A 14,763-nucleotide genomic window follows, 5' to 3' on the forward strand; every position below is an offset into this window, starting at 1 on the left:
GGCGGCCACCCGCACGAAGGCCCGGCGGGGCACGGCAACTCGGGCGAGATCGTGCCCGAGGCGGCGGTCTCCGTGGAGTTCCGCGGCAGCCCGGTGGGCAAGGTCGTGCCGATGCCGCGCTTCCTGCGCGCGATGACCGGCGACGCGGTCGCGTACACCGCGGCGAGCGACGGCGACGTCCGCGCCCGCTGGGGCTGTTCCGGCTCCCCCGGCCGGTTCACCACGCACTACCCGCGCTGCCCTGCGGGCGAGCGCCTCACCCGTACGCTCGTCTTCCCCAGCTGCTGGAACGGACTGGACACCGAGAGCCCGGGCCACCGCTCGCACCTCGTCTTCCCCGCGGCCAACGGCGTCTGCCCGCAGGGCACCTTCGCCGTGCCCCAGTTGCGCATCTCCCTCGCGTACGAGGTGCCGCCGGGGGTGTCGGTCGCCGTCGACTCCTTCCCCGAGCAGCGGCACAGTCCCAAGACCGACCACGCCATGTTCGTGGACGCCATGACGGACGCACAGATGGCCGCGGTGGTCGGCTGCCTCAACGAGGGGCGTGCCTGCCGCAGTTGAGCGACACAGGGTCGAGTGACGCGGGTCACATGAACCGGGTCCGGCGGCCACGCGTGTTCTGTCCGCACGAGATGGGCGAGGAAGACGGAGAGGGTGTGAGATGGCCGGACCACTGTGGCCCCGCACGCGACGGGGCTCGACCGACGAGGCACTGATCAGGTCGGTGTACGAGGAGCACGGCCACGCCCTGCTCGCGTACGCCACCCGGCTGACCGGGGACCGGGCCACCGCCGAGGACGTCGTCCAGGAGACGCTGATCCGGGCATGGCGGCATTCCGAGGTCCTGGTCAACGGAAAGGGATCGGTGCGCGGCTGGCTGCTGACGGTGGCCCGCAACATCATCACCGACCGCTACCGGGCCAAGGCCGCCCGCCCCGCGGAGGTCTCCGGGGCCGCGGCCGCTCCCCCGGTGGAGCTGGACCACGCCGATTCCATCGTGGACACGATGACCGTGCTGGGGGCCCTCGACCAGCTGTCCCCGGAACACCGGGACGTGCTGAAGGAGTTGTACTACCGCCAGCTCAGCGTGGCCGAGGCCGCCGACACCCTCGGCATCCCGGCGGGCACGGTCAAATCGCGGGCGCACTACGCGCTCAAAGCGCTGCGCGAGGTATTCCGTCAGGGCAGCACCAGGGAGGGCAATCGAATGGGCAGGCCGCCACAGCAGCCCGCCGGACTGCGGGAGGTGGTGGCATGAACCGGCAGCGGCACGAGGAGGAACTGCTCGGCCCGTACGTTCTCGGCGTCCTGGACGCGGAGGACGTCCGCCGGGTCGAGGAACACATGAGCGGCTGCGTGCAATGCCGGGAGGAGGTGGCCGCGTTGCGCGAGATGGAAGCGGCATTGGGCGAGGTGCCTGCGGAGGCCTTCTTCGACGGGCCGCCGCAGGGCGGTGATCTGCTGCTCCAGCGCACCCTGCGGCAGATGCGCAACGAGGAGGCCGGCGAGCGGCGCCGGCGCTGGAGCGTGGCGGGACTGGCCGCGGCGGCCTCGCTGGCCGCCGTGTTCTGGGCCGGGGCGCAGCTGGGCTCCGCGGACGGCGGGCCGGTCGCCCAGCCGATGCAGCCCTCGCCGACGGTCACGGCGGCGCCGTCACCCCCGGTGGCGGGTACGAAGGTGGCCGCGGCGACCGACGCCGGCACCGGCGGGCGGATGACCGTGCAGGTCACGCCGGCCGCCAAGTGGGTCCGGGTGCACGCGGCCGTGACGGGGATCCCGCCGGGCGAGCGCTGCCTGCTCGTCGTCGTCGGCCGGGACGGCAAGCGCACCACGGCCGGCAGCTGGGTCGTGGGCAGCCAGAACGGCGAGGGCAAGGGCGCCTCGCTGGACGGCTCGGCGGCGGTGGACCCGGCCAACGTCAAGGAGGTCGTGGTCGAGAACGAGTCGGGCAAGCGGTTCGTGTCCGTGCCCATGCCGGCGTAGTCCGGCGGGACCCCGTCGACGAGGGGAGAGGAGCCCGGGCGGCCGCGACAGGCCGTCCGGGCTCCCTGCTGTCCGCAGCCGTCCGAAACCCGTTTCTCCACGTCGGCCCCGGTGGGCAGACTGACCCCATGCCACGCACCGTCGAACGCCTGCTCGCCGACCTCGACCCGCTTCCGCACGCCGACCGGCTGCGGCTGCTCGCCACCACCGCCCGGGACCTCGCCCGCACCGGCGAACTCCCCGGCCTGCTGGCCGAGCTGGCCGGACGGGGCCGCTACGAGCGGCGGCTGGCCGCGGTGGCGGCGCTCGCGGGCAGGCAGCCCGAGTTCCTGGCGCGGCGACTGGCCGACCCGGATCCCGTGGTGCGGGCCTTCGCCCATCGGGCCGCGCGCACGCTGCCCGTGCCGGACGAAGCGATCGAGGCGGCGTACGAAGACGCCTCTGCCGAGATCCGCCTGGAACTGACGCGCACCGTGCTCCGGGGCTCGCGCCGGGCGCTCGCGGAACGCCTGATCCCCGTCCTGAGGGCCCAGTGGGGCGACGGGGAGGCCGCTGCCCTGCTCCCGGCCTGCGGGCCGGAGTTCGTCTCCCGGCAGCTGCCGGACCTGGCACACGCCGTCCCGCACTGGGGCCGGCTGGGCCGCAGCCATCCCTGCGCGGTGCTCGACCAGGCGGCCGGCGAACTGGCGGAGCTGCCGGACGGCCTGCGCGAGAACTGGTGGGTCCGCCGGGCTGAGGGGGTCGCCGCGGCCCTGCCCGCCGTCCCGGACCGCGTACTCGCCCTGCTGGAGCAGTACGGGCCGAGCCGGCTGCCCGGGCCGCTGCACGACCGGATCGGCGACCTGATCGCAGTGGACGCCGAGCGTCTCGTGCGCTGGCTGACCGCCCCCGAACGGAGGGCCGGGCAGCACACCGACCACCTCCTTCCACAGGCCCGGCTGCGGCAGCTCGTCCGGGCCGATCCGCCGTCCCTGCCCGCCCTCGGCCGCCGCTGGGCGGGCCGCCCCGCGTACTTGGCCGCGCTGTTGAAGGCCCTGCCTCCGGCCCGGCGCGAGGCGTTCCACGACGCGGCCACCGAGCACACCCCCGCTCCCGGCGGGACGGTCCCCGACCCCGTCCTGGCCGTGCTCCCGCGCGAGCGCCGCCAGGCCGAGGCGCGGTGGGGCGCGGAGCGCGCCCGCCGGGACACGGGGGAGACCGGCCGGATCCTTGCCCTGGTCGCGCACCTTCCGGTCGCCGAGGCGCGGCCGGAGCTGCTGGCCGCGACGCAGCGGTCCGACGCCGACACCCGCCGGGCGGCCTGGCCCCGGCTCGTCGAGAACGCGGTCCACGCGCGCGACGCCGAAGCGCTGGGCCAGGTACTGGAGCTGATGACACGGCGGCTGCGCAACGACCGCGACCCCGTTCGCGCCGCCGCCCTGGCGGCGCTGGCTGAGGTTCCCGTGCCGCTGCTGGCCGGCGAGGCCTCCGTCGCCTTCCTGGACCGGATCGTCACGGACGCCGAGGAGGCCCGCGACTGCTCCGCCGAGACGCGCCGGGCCCTGGACCGCCTGGTGTCCGGGGTCCTGGAAGCCCCGGCTCCCGGCTCCGTGCTGCTCGACTGGGCGCTGAGCACCCTCCGCCGGCTCACCCTCCGCACCGGCCGCCTCGCGCTGAACGCGCGCGCAGGCGTACTGCCGCGCGGCCGGGAGCAGCTGGTCTTCGAAGCGCTGCGCCCCTGGCTCGACCTCCACGCGGAAAAGGGCGAGTACCAGCCTCTGCTCACGCTCACGTCCTGCCTCGGGGACCGCTGCCACCGCGTGCCCGGGCTCCAGCGGATGCTCGGCGAGGCCCGGAAGCGGTGCACCGACGGGGTGTTCCCGCAGCTCGCGCAGGTCTGGCTCGCAGACCCGGCGACGCGCGGCGAGCGGGTGGCCGCACTGCTGGAGGACGATCCGTCGGCGGTCGCGCTGGCACCCGTGCTGGACGTGCTGTCGGCACACCGCACCGACCTGCTGGACTCCGTACTCGCCGCGCGCCCGCCGTACGGCCGGTTCCTGCGCGAGGGGTCCGTGCGCCCGCTCCCCCGGTTCGACCGGGCGGACCGCTGGGTGCCGCGCCAGCAGGAGGAGGCGGCCTGGCTGGCGGAGGTCGCCGTCAGCGACGATTCCGGGACGGTGTCCGGCCGGGCGGACGTCCTGCGCTCCGCGGCGCGGATCCCCGACCACGGGCTGGAGCTCGTACGACGGCACGCGCGCTCGGCGGACACGCTGCTCGCGCAGGCCGCGCTCGCCGCCTCGGCCCGGACCGTGGAGCCGGCGGCCGTGCTGCCCGAACTGCTCGCGCACGCGGGCGACGACCACGCCCGCGTGGCCGTGTACGCCGCCGGGCGGGCCGCGGCAGGGACCGCGCCCACCCTGCTCGCGGAACTGTTGGAGGGGCTGCTGGGTGCGCCCTCGGGCGTCAAGGTGACCAGCCGCAAGGAGGCGGCCCGGCTGGCCGTCCGCTTCCTGCCGCCCCGCCGGTCCTCGGCACTGCTGGCGGACATCGCCGGCGGCGCGGACAGCCACCCCGATGTGGTGACCACCGCCGTGGGCCTCGCCCTCGGGCTCGTGGGGACCGGGGAGGTCTGGAACCTGCTGGAGGCGGCCGCCACGACCGGTACCCGGGAGGCCGGGGCGGTGATCGTACAGACCCCGCCGCTCCGGGTGGCGCAGCCCCACCGGCCGCGTTATGCACGGCTGGTGGCGCTCCTGGCGTCCTCTCCCCACCGGACTGTGGCCGATCAGGCGGTCGCGGCACTGCCGGACTGGGTCGCCTACGCGCCCGAGGCGGCGGACCCCGTACGGCTGGCGGTCTGCGACCTGTCGCCGTCCCCCGGTTGGAAGTCCGCTGCGACGGCGCTGGAGAAGATCGCCTGCTCGGGGCTGCCACACCCGCTCGGCGGCGGCGGGCCCGGGAGCCAGTTCCACCGTGCCGTGGCCGAGCTGTTGGCCGTCGTACGGTCCGGTGACGATCCGGAGGCCGAGGCCGAGCGCGATCTGCCGGCCCTCCAGCGGGTGCGGTTCCTGAGCCGGATCGTCGCCTGGGAACACGCGGAACTGCGTGCGGCCCTGGTGCGGCAGCTCGACGGCGAACCCGCCCTGGCCACGACCCGCGCGGCGCTGCTGCGGCGTTCGGTCGAACTGCACGCCGGCCTTCCGGCGCTGCAGGCGTCCCTGGACGCCCTCGTGGCGGCCCACGAGGGCCGGCCCGCGCTGGCCGTGTCGACGGCGGCCTCGCTGCGTGAGGCCGGCTCCTCCGGCGAACCGGTCCGGGACCCCGCCGTGGTGCTGGCAGCCGTACGCGGCCTCGCGGCGGACGGCGCCCTGATCCCGGGGCTGTTCGCCGTCGCCCTCACCACGGCCATGGGCCGCCGCTCCGGTGGCAGGAACACCGGCTGGGCTCCCGAGTGGCGTGGGCTGCTGCGGGAGCTGAGGCGGCACACGCAGCTGGAGGTACGGGATGCGGCGCTGGCGGCCGGCACGCACCACGAGTGACCGGCGTCCGGGCGCCCGGTGGCCCACACCCCCTCCGGACCGATCAGCACATTGCGGTCCATGACATCCTGTGACGTCACAACTCGCCGGACGGGATCGGCGGACGTCCGGGGAATATGGGGAAGGTCGATGAGGCTCTGCTTCCTGGTGGAGGAGCACTACCGCCACGACGGCATGCCGAACGAGGTGATCCGGCAGCTGACCGCATGGGGACACCAGGTGGACGTGGTGCGGCCGGGCGGCTCGCTGCTGCGGATGACCGAGGTCGTGGCCGCCGGCACGCACGACGCCTGGGTGCTCAAGACGGTGTCGGGCGGGCCCGGGCTGACCCTGCTCGAAGCCGCGGCCGCGGCCGGGATGACCACCGTCAACGACGCCCGCTCGATCCGGGGCGTACGGGACAAGGCGCTGGCCGCCGCCATCGGGCGGACCCGCGGGCTTCCGATGCCGCCGACGTACGCCGCGGCACGGCCGGAACCGCTGCGGGAGATACCGGCGGCGGAGTACCCGCTCGTCGTCAAGCCCGCGGACGGCAGCTCCGGGCGGGCCGTGCACCTGGTGTCCTCGCCCGAGGAGCTCGAAGCGCTGCTCCCGGAGCTGGCGGGCGAGCACATGCTCATCGCCCAGCCGTACGTGCCGAACTCGGGCACCGACATCAAGGTGTACGCGGTCGGCGGGGAGCTGTTCGCCACCGAGCGCTGCTCGCCCCTGCATCCCGATCCGGCGGTGCGGGAGCGGCGCGTTCCGCTGTCGGCGGAGGTGGCCGCGATCGCCTCGCAGGTGGGGGCGGTGTACGGGCTCGACCTGTACGGGGTGGACGTGCTGCTGGGTCCGGACGGGCCCGTGGTGGTGGACGTGAACGACTTTCCGAGCTTCCGTCAGGTCCCGGACGCGGCCGCCCGGGTGGCCCGGGCCGTACTGGGGCTGGCCCGCACGGGCAGTCCGGCGGCAGCGGCCGCGGCCGTGTGCCACCCGCGGGCTCAGGGGCTGCCCGTGTCGATTCCGGCGCAGGCGTCTCCCGTGCAGGCGTCTCCCGTGCAGGCGTCCGCGCGCGCCGGCGAGGCCGCCCTGTGAGGATCTGCCTGGTCACGCCGGAGCCGGGCCATCCGCTGCTGGCCGCCGCGACGGCCCTGCTCGAAGCCGCCGGGCACCGGGTGGAGTCGCTGGATCCGGGTGCGGTGGACGAGGCCCCCACCGACCCGGCCGACGTGTACCTGCTGAAGTCGCGGACCCCTCGGGCGCTGGACCTCGCGCGGGAGCTGGAGCGGCGCGGGGCCCCGGTGCTGAACTCGGCGGCGGCGACCGCGCTCTGCCAGGACCGCACGGAGATGGCAGAACTGGCCCTGCGGGGCGGCCTGCCGTTCGCGGGCACGCGTACGTACGACTCCCTCGCGAACTGGGCGGCGGGCGCACAGCTCGGCGCCTCGCCCCTGGTGGTCAAGAGCCGGCACAGCCGCCGCCACGATCTGGTAGCCCGGGTCGACGACGGGGTCCGGCTGCGCGAGCTCGCGGACGCCTGGCCGCAGGAGCCGGTCGTGGTCCAGGAGTTCGCGCCGAACAGCGGCTGGGACCACAAGCTGTGGGCGATCGGGGACCGGGTCTTCGCCGCCCTGCGCCGCTCCGAACTGGCTCCGGAGGGCCGGGGTCCGACGCGGCCGCTCGCCCTGGCCGAACTGCCGCCCGGCTGGGAGGACGTGGTCCGCCGGACCGGCGAGGTGTTCGCGCTCGACGTCTACGGGGTGGACCTCATCGACACGGGCGACGGCATCCCGCTGATCGTGGACGTCAACGCCTTCCCCGGCATCCGGGGCCAGGCCGGCGCCCCGGAGGCCCTGGCGGCACTGGCCCTGCGGCGGGCCGCCCGGTAGTGCTCCGACCGCGTGCGTTCGCCGGGGCGGCCGGCCGTGTGGCAGCGAATGCCGGGGCGTTGCGGGGCGCTCCGCCGGACGAGGCGGCAGCCGGAACGGTTTCCATGCGGGCGGGGGAATACCCACCGTCGGGGCGTGTCGGGGGACGGGCCGGTGGCGGACACCCCGAGGATCGGCGGATGGGCGTCGTGCTGCCGGTCCTCTTCGCCCTGTTCGCGGCGCTCAGCAACGCGCTGGCCACCGTGCTCCAGCGGCGGGCCGCGCTCACCGTGCCGCAGAGCGAGGGCTTCCGGTTCGGGCTGGTCCTCGACCTGCTGCGGCGGCCCGTGTGGATTGCCGGGATCCTGGCCGTGATCGCGGCCGGTGTGGGGCAGGCCGCGGCGCTGGCCACCGGTGCGCTGGTCCTCGTACAGCCGCTGTTCGTACTGGAGCTGCCGCTCGCGCTCCTCATCGCCTCGCTGGTGACCCGGCGGCGGCTGCCAGGGGCCCTGTGGCTGGCCGTGGCGGGAGTGGTGGCCGGGCTGGGGGTGGCACTGGCCGCGGCCTCCCCCGCCGGGAACCGGACGCACGTGCCGGTCGACCGGTGGATCCCGGCGCTCGCGGTGTGCGCGTCCGTCGTCGCGGCCCTTGCGGTGGCCGGTCTGCGCCGCCCGCCGGGGCGCGCCCGGGCCGGCTGCCTGGGCGCGGCCACCGCCGTCTGCTACGCGCTCACGGCCGCCCTGATGAAGCACTCCGTGTACGTCCTAACCGACGGCGGCATCGGCGCGTTCCTGACGGCGTGGCAGACGTACGCCTTCGGCGCGACCGGCATCTGCGCCGTCCTGCTGCTCGAACACGCCATGCAGGGCGGGCCGCTGGTCGCCTCGCAGCCCGCGCTGACGCTGGGCGACGCGAGCGTGAGCGTCGCGCTGGGCGTGGTCCTGTACGAGGAGCACCTGCGGGCGGGCTGGTGGGTGCTCCCCCAGCTGCTGGGCGTGGCGCTGATCTGCATGGGCGTCCTGGCGCTCGCGCGGGCCGGTGCGGGCGCGCCCTGACGCCCCGCGGCGGCCCCGGGTAGCGTGCGGGGCAGTCGAGTGGAGGGCGGTTTCCGTGCGCGCGGTGGTGTTCGAGGAGTACGGGCGGCCGGCCGAGGTCCGCGAGGTGCCCGATCCGAGCCCGTCCCCGGGCGGGGTCGTGGTGCGCGTCGAGGCGACCGGGCTGTGCCGCAGCGACTGGCACGGGTGGATGGGGCATGATCCGGACATCGTGCTGCCGCACGTGCCCGGGCACGAACTCGCCGGTGTGGTGGAGGCGGTGGGTTCCGGGGTCGTCGGCTGGCGCACCGGGGACCGGGTCACCGTGCCGTTCGTCTGCGCGTGCGGGAGTTGCGCCGACTGCGCGGCCGGCGACCAGCAGGTGTGTGCGCGGCAGACGCAGCCCGGGTTCACGCACTGGGGGTCCTTCGCGCAGTACGTGGCCCTGGAGCATGCCGACGTCAATCTCGTGGCCGTGCCGGAGGAGCTCTCGTACGCGACGGCCGCCGGACTCGGCTGCCGGTTCGCGACGGCGTTCCGGGCCGTGGTGACGCAGGGGCGGGTGGCGGCGGGCGAGTGGGTCGTCGTGCACGGGTGCGGCGGGGTGGGACTGTCGGCGGTGATGATCGCGGTGGCGGCCGGGGCGCGGGTCGTCGCCGTGGACACGGCGCCGGGGGCGCTGGATCTGGCACGGGAGTTCGGAGCGGCGCACTGCGTGGATGCGCGGGCGGGCGGTACGGCCGAGGCCGTACGGGAGCTGACAGGCGGCGGCGCGCACCTCTCGCTCGACGCCCTGGGCTCTCCGGTGACCGCGGCGGCGTCGGTGGCCGGTCTGCGCCGGCGGGGCCGGCACGTACAGGTGGGGCTGCTGCCGGCAGCGGCCGGGGCAGCGGTTCTGCCGATGGAGCGCGTGATCGCCTGGGAGTTGGAGATCCTCGGCAGCCACGGCATGGCCGCGCACGCGTACCCGCCGATGATGGAGCTGGTCCGGTCCGGGGCGCTGCGGCCCGACTTGCTGGTCACGTCCACGATCGCGCTGGAGGCCGCCCCGGCGGCCCTGGCCGCGATGGGCACGGTGCCCGGGCGGGGGGTCACGATCATCCTGCCGGGAGCGTCCGCGCAGGGCTGAGCCACCATCGCGGCGCACTGACCGGTTCATCGTTCCAGAACGACCCGTCGGTCCCGGCGTACACCATCGCGCCGTTGCCCTTGCCCTGAGGGCCGTCCCGGGGAACTCACTGCGCCGGTTGGGGCGAGGCACCGACCGTGGGCTGCTCCTGGGCCATCTCCATGAGTTCGCCGAAGGGCTTCTGCGCCATCGATCCGCGTACCTTTGCCAGACCGTAGCGTTCGTTGGCCTTCTTGTTCGCGTTGGGGTTGTCGAGGTCGAAGCCCACCCTCGCACCGGGGGGCGCCACCTCCGCGATGAGGTACGGGTACAGCTTCTTGTTCACGTACCACAGCGTCACGCGCTGCCGCCCCCGGGTCACGTTCAGGACCTCATTGCTGTTGGAGATGTCGGCCTGATATCTGAAGTAGTTCTCCTTCGGCCCATTCGGGTCGTTTTCCTTTCCCTCCTTCTTGAGGCTTTTGAGATCCTTGCCCGAGCGCTCGTAGTCGCCGACTATCGTCATCCGGTCCTTCCTGATCGCGTACAGTTCGGTCTGCACCTTGATCGTCTCGTAGCCCGGCTTTCCATTGGTCCCGATTTCGACAACCTCGTCCTCCGAGAATTCCTCGCCCGGATTCAACGGCCGTCCCGGCGGCTTGATGAACTCGTCGGCGTGGATCAGCGCGAACCTCTTGCCGCCCTCGGGCAGGCCGTGGATCCAGTAGATGCTGCCGAGGACGTAGACGGGGATCTGGCCAGAGTTCTTCATCGACAGATGGACCGGCAGGTACATCGTCGCCCGCGCCTCGTCCAGGGTCGGTTTCCCGAATTCGGCGGACGACTCCACCACCGGCGACGTCGCATAGGGGACGTAAATCTGGGAGTACGTGACATTGGTGATGGCCAGGACACCCGTCACCACCGCCCCGACCGCAACCGTCCTGGGGTTGCGAAGCCCTTTCCAGGCCTTGTCCCGAACGAGTGTCACCAGAGCCCATATGGACAGCATCACGAAGAACGCCCAGATCGGCAGATAGTTCTGATAGGTCCAGCCGGTGACCATCTGCGCGAAGAGCAGCACCAGGCTCACGACAAGGGAGATCGATGCACCGACCAGCAGGATGGTTCCCGAGAAGGACAGTCTCCGCTTGCGCCAGTAGTCGAGATTGACCGCCGCGGCAATGACCTCCGTCACGGCCACCAGGACGAAAGTGACTCCCGTGATGCGCCCTGCATAGGAGAGGGCGCTGAAGGTGTCCTTTACGCCGAACCTGATGAGCATGAACGCGGTCCCCAGGAACAGGACTGCCATGAGAATGCCGTACGAGCGTCGCCGCCACGGGCGGTCCGGCCAGACGTCGCAGCCTCCGCCGATCCAGTGGATATCGTGCCGGCAGACCGGAAGATCGAGTCCGAATTTCGGACCGTCGCGGCGGAGGAGTCTTTGCAGTTCCCTGTAAGAACGCGCCTCGCCGATGGGATGGTCATCGATGGTGACTTTCCGCAAGCCGAGGTCGTCCGGGCGACCCACGGATACCACGGGTGTGTTCGCCATGGCACCAGTCTGCTGCAGCACGTGGTCGAGCGCTCGCGGAGCGCACCTCCGCCGGGTCGTTCGGGGCAAGCCGGAACCGTCACCCGATCGGAGCAACAAGACGCGCACGCCGACCCGGTGCGGGGGAGGCTGGTCATGACCCATGCCCCACGACACGAGGGAGCTTCCCGTGCGTACACGACTTCTCGGGCTCGCCGCCGCGGTGGTGCTGGCCGCTCTCGGGATCACCGGCCCTGCCGCACAGGCTGCCGCGCCCGCTGTCAACGGGCCCACGTGCAGGTCGCACCACGGATCAGTGGAATACGAATCCTCCACCGGCCTGTGGACCTGCATAGGCGGCCCGTACGACGGCGAACCCATCACCTGACCGCCGGCGGTCCTGTCCACGCCCCAACCCGATCAACGACACACATCAACCAACGATCCGATGATCTGAAGGAAACGGCCTAGGTGTACAGCCGGCTCCGGTCCGGCGCGGCGGGCCCTTCTTCCGTTTCGGCGGACTCCCTCGCCGGGTCGGGCCGGTAGGGGGTGTCGAGCAGTTCGAGGAGCTGCGGGTGGACAAATGCTCCCGGGAGGCGGGGGTGGTCGGTGAGGATGCCTGCCGCGCGCAGGCGGTCCAGCGCTGGCTGCGGCTCGTGCGCGATGCGGTCGCGCAGCCAGGCGGCCGAGACCGCCGGTGCGGCGCGGAGCCGGCCGAGGACGGCCACGGCGGCGGGATCGTCGGCGACCTGCGCGAGGGCGGCGTCGAGCAGTCGGCCGTGGACGGTGAGGGTGCCGGTCCGGTGCCGGGCGGTGTCGGTCACTGCGCGGGCGAACAGCGCTCCCCAGCGGGTGAGGTCGCCGTCGGCGGCGGCGACCAGGGCGGTGTCGTGTTCCGTGCGGTGTTCTTCGAGCCAGGCGTCCAGGTCGAGCAGCAGACCGGGCAGCAGACCGGCCCCGACGAGGTCGCACTGGCCGAGCAGACGGGCGGTGCGGCCGTTGGCGTCGGGGAACGGATGGATCGTCAGCAGTGCCGCCATGGCCAGCGCGGCGGCGTCCAGCGGGTGCGCGGTGGTGCGGGTGCCCCAGTGGTGCCAGTACTCGATCCGCTCCCGCAGCTGAGCACCGGCCCCGGTCGTGATCGAGAAGGCCTGCCCGTCGGGCCAGGTGACGGTGGCGGACGAGCGGCGGAACCCGCCCGGGGCGGTGATGTTGGGGTCTCCCGCGATCAGCAGCCGGTGCAGCTCGGCGAGCGCGTCCGGGGTGAAGCACGGGCGCTGGCCGGGGTGTTCGAGCACCTCGGCACGGACGGAGTGGACCGCCAGCAAGCCGGCCGAGCTGCGGTTCTCGGCAGCGGCTGCCAACTGCTCGGCCAGCTGCGCCGGTTCGATGCCGGCGATGCGGCGCAGGTGGAGCTTGGGCCGCCAGCGGGGTCGGTGGAAGAGGTCGGGGTCGTCCAGGTGCGCGCGGGTGGCGGCGGCCAGTTCGGCGAGCGCGTCGAGTGCCTGACGGCGGGCGTCGGACGGGATGGCCGCGGCGTCCAGCGGCGGTGCGACGGGGAGCACCCGTCGCACCGCCGCCGTGGTGGAGCGGTCGAGCATCAGCAGGAGTGGAAGTTCAGGGTGCCGGTCGGCATGGTGACGTTCACGAACTCGGTGGAGGTCCTGCCCCAGGACGTCGTCTGGATCGCGTAGACCATGGTCTGGTACTCCACGTCAGCCGTCCAGCTCTGCCCCGGGTTCAGCGTGACCTCGGTGCCGATCTGCTGCGTCACCGTGGCGTTGAGCTTGGTGTTGAGGGTGGCACCGAGCACCTCGAACGCCGTGGCCGAGATGTTGGCGCTGACCTCGTAGCTCACCGCGTAGGTCATGTTCCGGCTCAGCTTCGTCACGCCGGCGTCGTTGTTCTTGAGGCAGGGCAGCTTCTCGTTCCACCGCTTGCCCGCGCTCCAGGGGACGGCCTTGTCCCTGCCGGGGGCCCCGCCGTAGATCCCGCCCGAGTGCCCGCCGTAGGTCGTCGTGTCCGGGATGGCGGGCACGCCGGGAACAGGATCGCGTCTGCCCACGATGGTGACCGACTGGGTGCCGGCCACGAAGTCGCCGATGTTTCCGCTGAGGTCGGCGCCACCGCCACTCCAGTCGCCACCGCCGCCCATGTCGCCGCCGCCCGAGTCGCCGCCACCACCGTTGTCGCCGCCCGAGTCGCCGCCACCACCGTTGTCGCCGCCCGAGTCGCCGCCACCACCGTTGTCGCCGCCCGAGTCGCCGCCACCACCGTTGTCGCCCGGGCCTTCCCCGCATTCCGTCAGCTGGTCGCAGGCGGAGGCGGCGGCCTCGTGCGGGGCGACCAGTGCGGGTACGGCGGTGAGCACGGTGGCGCCGAGTGCTGTGGCGACCACGAATTTCCTGAGGTTCATTGTCTTCATTCCGATGGGAGGGATGTCTGATGAGGGCCGAGGTCACAGGTGGCTCCTCGGCGGCGCGGCGCAACAGTGGCAGGGCTGCCAGGTGTTGGCCAGGATGAACTTCCGCCACCGCCCCGACTCGTCCGGTCGCCTTGCGCAACGGGCGTCACAGGCTGTGCGGAGACTCTCCGGAGGCGTCCGCAGCTCGCCCGCGAGCAGCTCGCCCGTCGACGTCAGGTGCACCGGCAGGACGAATGTTCTCGGGCTGCACAGCGGCTCCTGTAACGGGGCGAAGCGGAAGTGCCACGCGTCTTCGTGGGCGTCTCCACTCTCGGTGCCGGCGGCTGCGGCAGCAATGCAAAGATTGACACCTAATCATTGCTGCAGACGCAAAATGCAGTTCAGGAGATGGGTGTCAATGGATCTCAACCTGCTGCGCGTCCTGGACGTCCTGCTCCAGGAGAACAGCGTGACCCGCGCAGCGGAGCGCCTGGGCACCTCGCCCGCGGCGGTCAGCCGTACCCTGGCCCGGCTCCGCCGTGCCGTCGGCGACCCGCTGCTGGTCCGGGCCGGCCAGGGGATGGTCCCGACCCCGCGCGCCGTGGAACTCCGGGAGGAGATCGGCGCGTTGCTGCGCGGCTGCGACAACGTCCTGCGGCCCGGTGCCGGATTCGACGCCGCGCACCTCCAGCGCACCTTCACGGTGCAGGCCACCGACCTGCTCCTGGTCGGCGTGGCCGGGACCCTGACCGAGCGGATCCACGCACAGGCCCCGCAGGTGGACGTCGTCTTCCTGCCTGAGGCGCTGGAGGGCGGTCCCGGACTGCGGCAGGGCTGGGTGGACGTCGAACTGGGCGTCCTGGGACACCTCGACCCGGAGATCCGGACCCGGCAGCTCACCCGGATGCCGCTGGTCGGCATCGCCCGCAGCGATCACCCCCTCTTCGACGGGCGGATCGACGCCCGCCGCTTCGCCGCGGCCGACCACATCGGCATCTCCCGCCTCGGCAAGCGCCTCGGCCCCATCGACAGCGCCCTCGCCGAACTCGGACTGCGCCGCCGGACCGCGGTCGTCGTACCCAGCCACACGAGCGCGATGATGCTCGCCCGGGACACCGACCTCGTCGCCCTCAGCCTGGCCGACTGGCTCCCCGACACCATCTCGGCCATGGGCCTGCGGACGTTCCCCATCCCCCTCGACCTGGCACCCCTGGACCTCGGGATGGCCTGGCACCCCCGCAACTCGGCCGACCCGGGGCACCGCTGGTTCCGCGAACACCTGGCGTCGTCTCTTCCGGATCTTGCCTGACCCGCGACGCCCGGCACCGC

At 73.3% G+C, this 14,763-nt stretch carries 13 protein-coding genes; 10 read left to right on the top strand and 3 right to left on the bottom strand.

Features of this window, described 5'->3' with window-relative positions:
• The 8 genes from ABTY04_RS23540 to ABTY04_RS23575 form a co-directional block, all read left to right on the top strand.
• The coding region (locus tag ABTY04_RS23540; protein WP_352215341.1) for a DUF1996 domain-containing protein at positions 1-561 on the top strand (561 nt) is incomplete at its 5' end.
• A 100-nt stretch (positions 562-661) separates the two neighbouring features.
• The gene (locus ABTY04_RS23545; RefSeq protein WP_352215342.1) at positions 662-1,258 is read left to right on the top strand and encodes a sigma-70 family RNA polymerase sigma factor; all 597 of its coding nucleotides are present in this window, start codon (positions 662-664) and stop codon (positions 1,256-1,258) included.
• On the top strand, positions 1,255-1,983 hold the full coding sequence (locus tag ABTY04_RS23550) for an anti-sigma factor family protein (protein WP_352215343.1): 729 nt from the start codon (positions 1,255-1,257) through the stop codon (positions 1,981-1,983). Before ABTY04_RS23545 ends, ABTY04_RS23550 begins: the two co-directional genes overlap by 4 nt.
• A 128-nt stretch (positions 1,984-2,111) precedes the next feature.
• Positions 2,112-5,501, top strand: coding sequence for a hypothetical protein (locus ABTY04_RS23555; RefSeq protein ID WP_352215344.1), 3,390 nt, complete (start codon positions 2,112-2,114; stop codon positions 5,499-5,501).
• Positions 5,502-5,630: 129 nt separating this feature from the next.
• Positions 5,631-6,575, top strand: coding sequence for an ATP-grasp domain-containing protein (locus tag ABTY04_RS23560; RefSeq protein ID WP_352215345.1), 945 nt, complete (start codon positions 5,631-5,633; stop codon positions 6,573-6,575).
• Complete coding sequence (locus tag ABTY04_RS23565; RefSeq protein WP_352215346.1) at positions 6,572-7,369, top strand: ATP-grasp domain-containing protein; 798 nt, start codon at positions 6,572-6,574, stop codon at positions 7,367-7,369. Before ABTY04_RS23560 ends, ABTY04_RS23565 begins: the two co-directional genes overlap by 4 nt.
• 179 nt (positions 7,370-7,548) lie before the next feature.
• Entirely contained in the window at positions 7,549-8,403 is an 855-nt protein-coding gene (locus ABTY04_RS23570) for a DMT family transporter (RefSeq protein ID WP_352215347.1), read from the top strand.
• A gap of 55 nt (positions 8,404-8,458) precedes the next feature.
• Positions 8,459-9,511, top strand: a complete 1,053-nt coding sequence (locus ABTY04_RS23575; protein ID WP_352215348.1) for a zinc-binding dehydrogenase — start codon at positions 8,459-8,461, stop codon at positions 9,509-9,511.
• Between the two features lie 106 nt (positions 9,512-9,617).
• On the opposite strand, the gene ABTY04_RS23580 is transcribed toward ABTY04_RS23575, so the two are convergent.
• Positions 9,618-11,048 (bottom strand): hypothetical protein, encoded by a 1,431-nt coding sequence (locus tag ABTY04_RS23580; RefSeq protein WP_352215349.1) that lies wholly within the window; start codon positions 11,046-11,048, stop codon positions 9,618-9,620.
• Positions 11,049-11,217: 169 nt separating this feature from the next.
• Here ABTY04_RS23580 and ABTY04_RS23585 point away from each other — a divergent pair, with 169 nt between their 5' ends.
• Positions 11,218-11,415, top strand: a complete 198-nt coding sequence (locus tag ABTY04_RS23585) for a hypothetical protein (protein ID WP_352215350.1) — start codon at positions 11,218-11,220, stop codon at positions 11,413-11,415.
• Between the two features lie 79 nt (positions 11,416-11,494).
• Here the strand turns inward: ABTY04_RS23585 and ABTY04_RS23590 are convergent, their stop codons facing one another.
• Both ABTY04_RS23590 and ABTY04_RS23595 read right to left on the bottom strand, forming a co-directional pair.
• Entirely contained in the window at positions 11,495-12,631 is a 1,137-nt protein-coding gene (locus tag ABTY04_RS23590; protein WP_352215351.1) for a Fic family protein, read from the bottom strand.
• On the bottom strand, positions 12,631-13,446 hold the full coding sequence (locus ABTY04_RS23595; RefSeq protein WP_352215352.1) for a DUF6426 family protein: 816 nt from the start codon (positions 13,444-13,446) through the stop codon (positions 12,631-12,633). The genes ABTY04_RS23590 and ABTY04_RS23595 overlap by 1 nt, the downstream gene beginning before the upstream one ends.
• 406 nt (positions 13,447-13,852) lie before the next feature.
• On the opposite strand from ABTY04_RS23595, the gene ABTY04_RS23600 reads away from it, so the two are divergent.
• Positions 13,853-14,743, top strand: a complete 891-nt coding sequence (locus ABTY04_RS23600) for a LysR family transcriptional regulator (protein WP_352215353.1) — start codon at positions 13,853-13,855, stop codon at positions 14,741-14,743.
• Positions 14,744-14,763 lie beyond the last annotated feature (20 nt).

The sequence above is a fragment of the Streptomyces sp. NPDC097981 genome, assembly GCF_040302565.1.
Lineage (GTDB): Bacteria > Actinomycetota > Actinomycetes > Streptomycetales > Streptomycetaceae > Streptomyces.

Bases quoted from the DNA above. Each gene is read 5' to 3' on its own strand.
- ABTY04_RS23545 (WP_352215342.1), top strand. From the start codon at position 662: ATGGCCGGACCACTGTGGCCCCGCACGCGACGGGGCTCGACCGACGAG.
- ABTY04_RS23550 (WP_352215343.1), top strand. From the start codon at position 1,255: ATGAACCGGCAGCGGCACGAGGAGGAACTGCTCGGCCCGTACGTTCTC.
- ABTY04_RS23555 (WP_352215344.1), top strand. From the start codon at position 2,112: ATGCCACGCACCGTCGAACGCCTGCTCGCCGACCTCGACCCGCTTCCG.
- ABTY04_RS23560 (WP_352215345.1), top strand. From the start codon at position 5,631: ATGAGGCTCTGCTTCCTGGTGGAGGAGCACTACCGCCACGACGGCATG.
- ABTY04_RS23570 (WP_352215347.1), top strand. From the start codon at position 7,549: ATGGGCGTCGTGCTGCCGGTCCTCTTCGCCCTGTTCGCGGCGCTCAGC.
- ABTY04_RS23580 (WP_352215349.1), bottom strand. From the start codon at position 11,048: ATGGCGAACACACCCGTGGTATCCGTGGGTCGCCCGGACGACCTCGGC.
- ABTY04_RS23590 (WP_352215351.1), bottom strand. From the start codon at position 12,631: ATGCTCGACCGCTCCACCACGGCGGCGGTGCGACGGGTGCTCCCCGTC.
- ABTY04_RS23595 (WP_352215352.1), bottom strand. From the start codon at position 13,446: ATGAACCTCAGGAAATTCGTGGTCGCCACAGCACTCGGCGCCACCGTG.
- ABTY04_RS23600 (WP_352215353.1), top strand. From the start codon at position 13,853: ATGGATCTCAACCTGCTGCGCGTCCTGGACGTCCTGCTCCAGGAGAAC.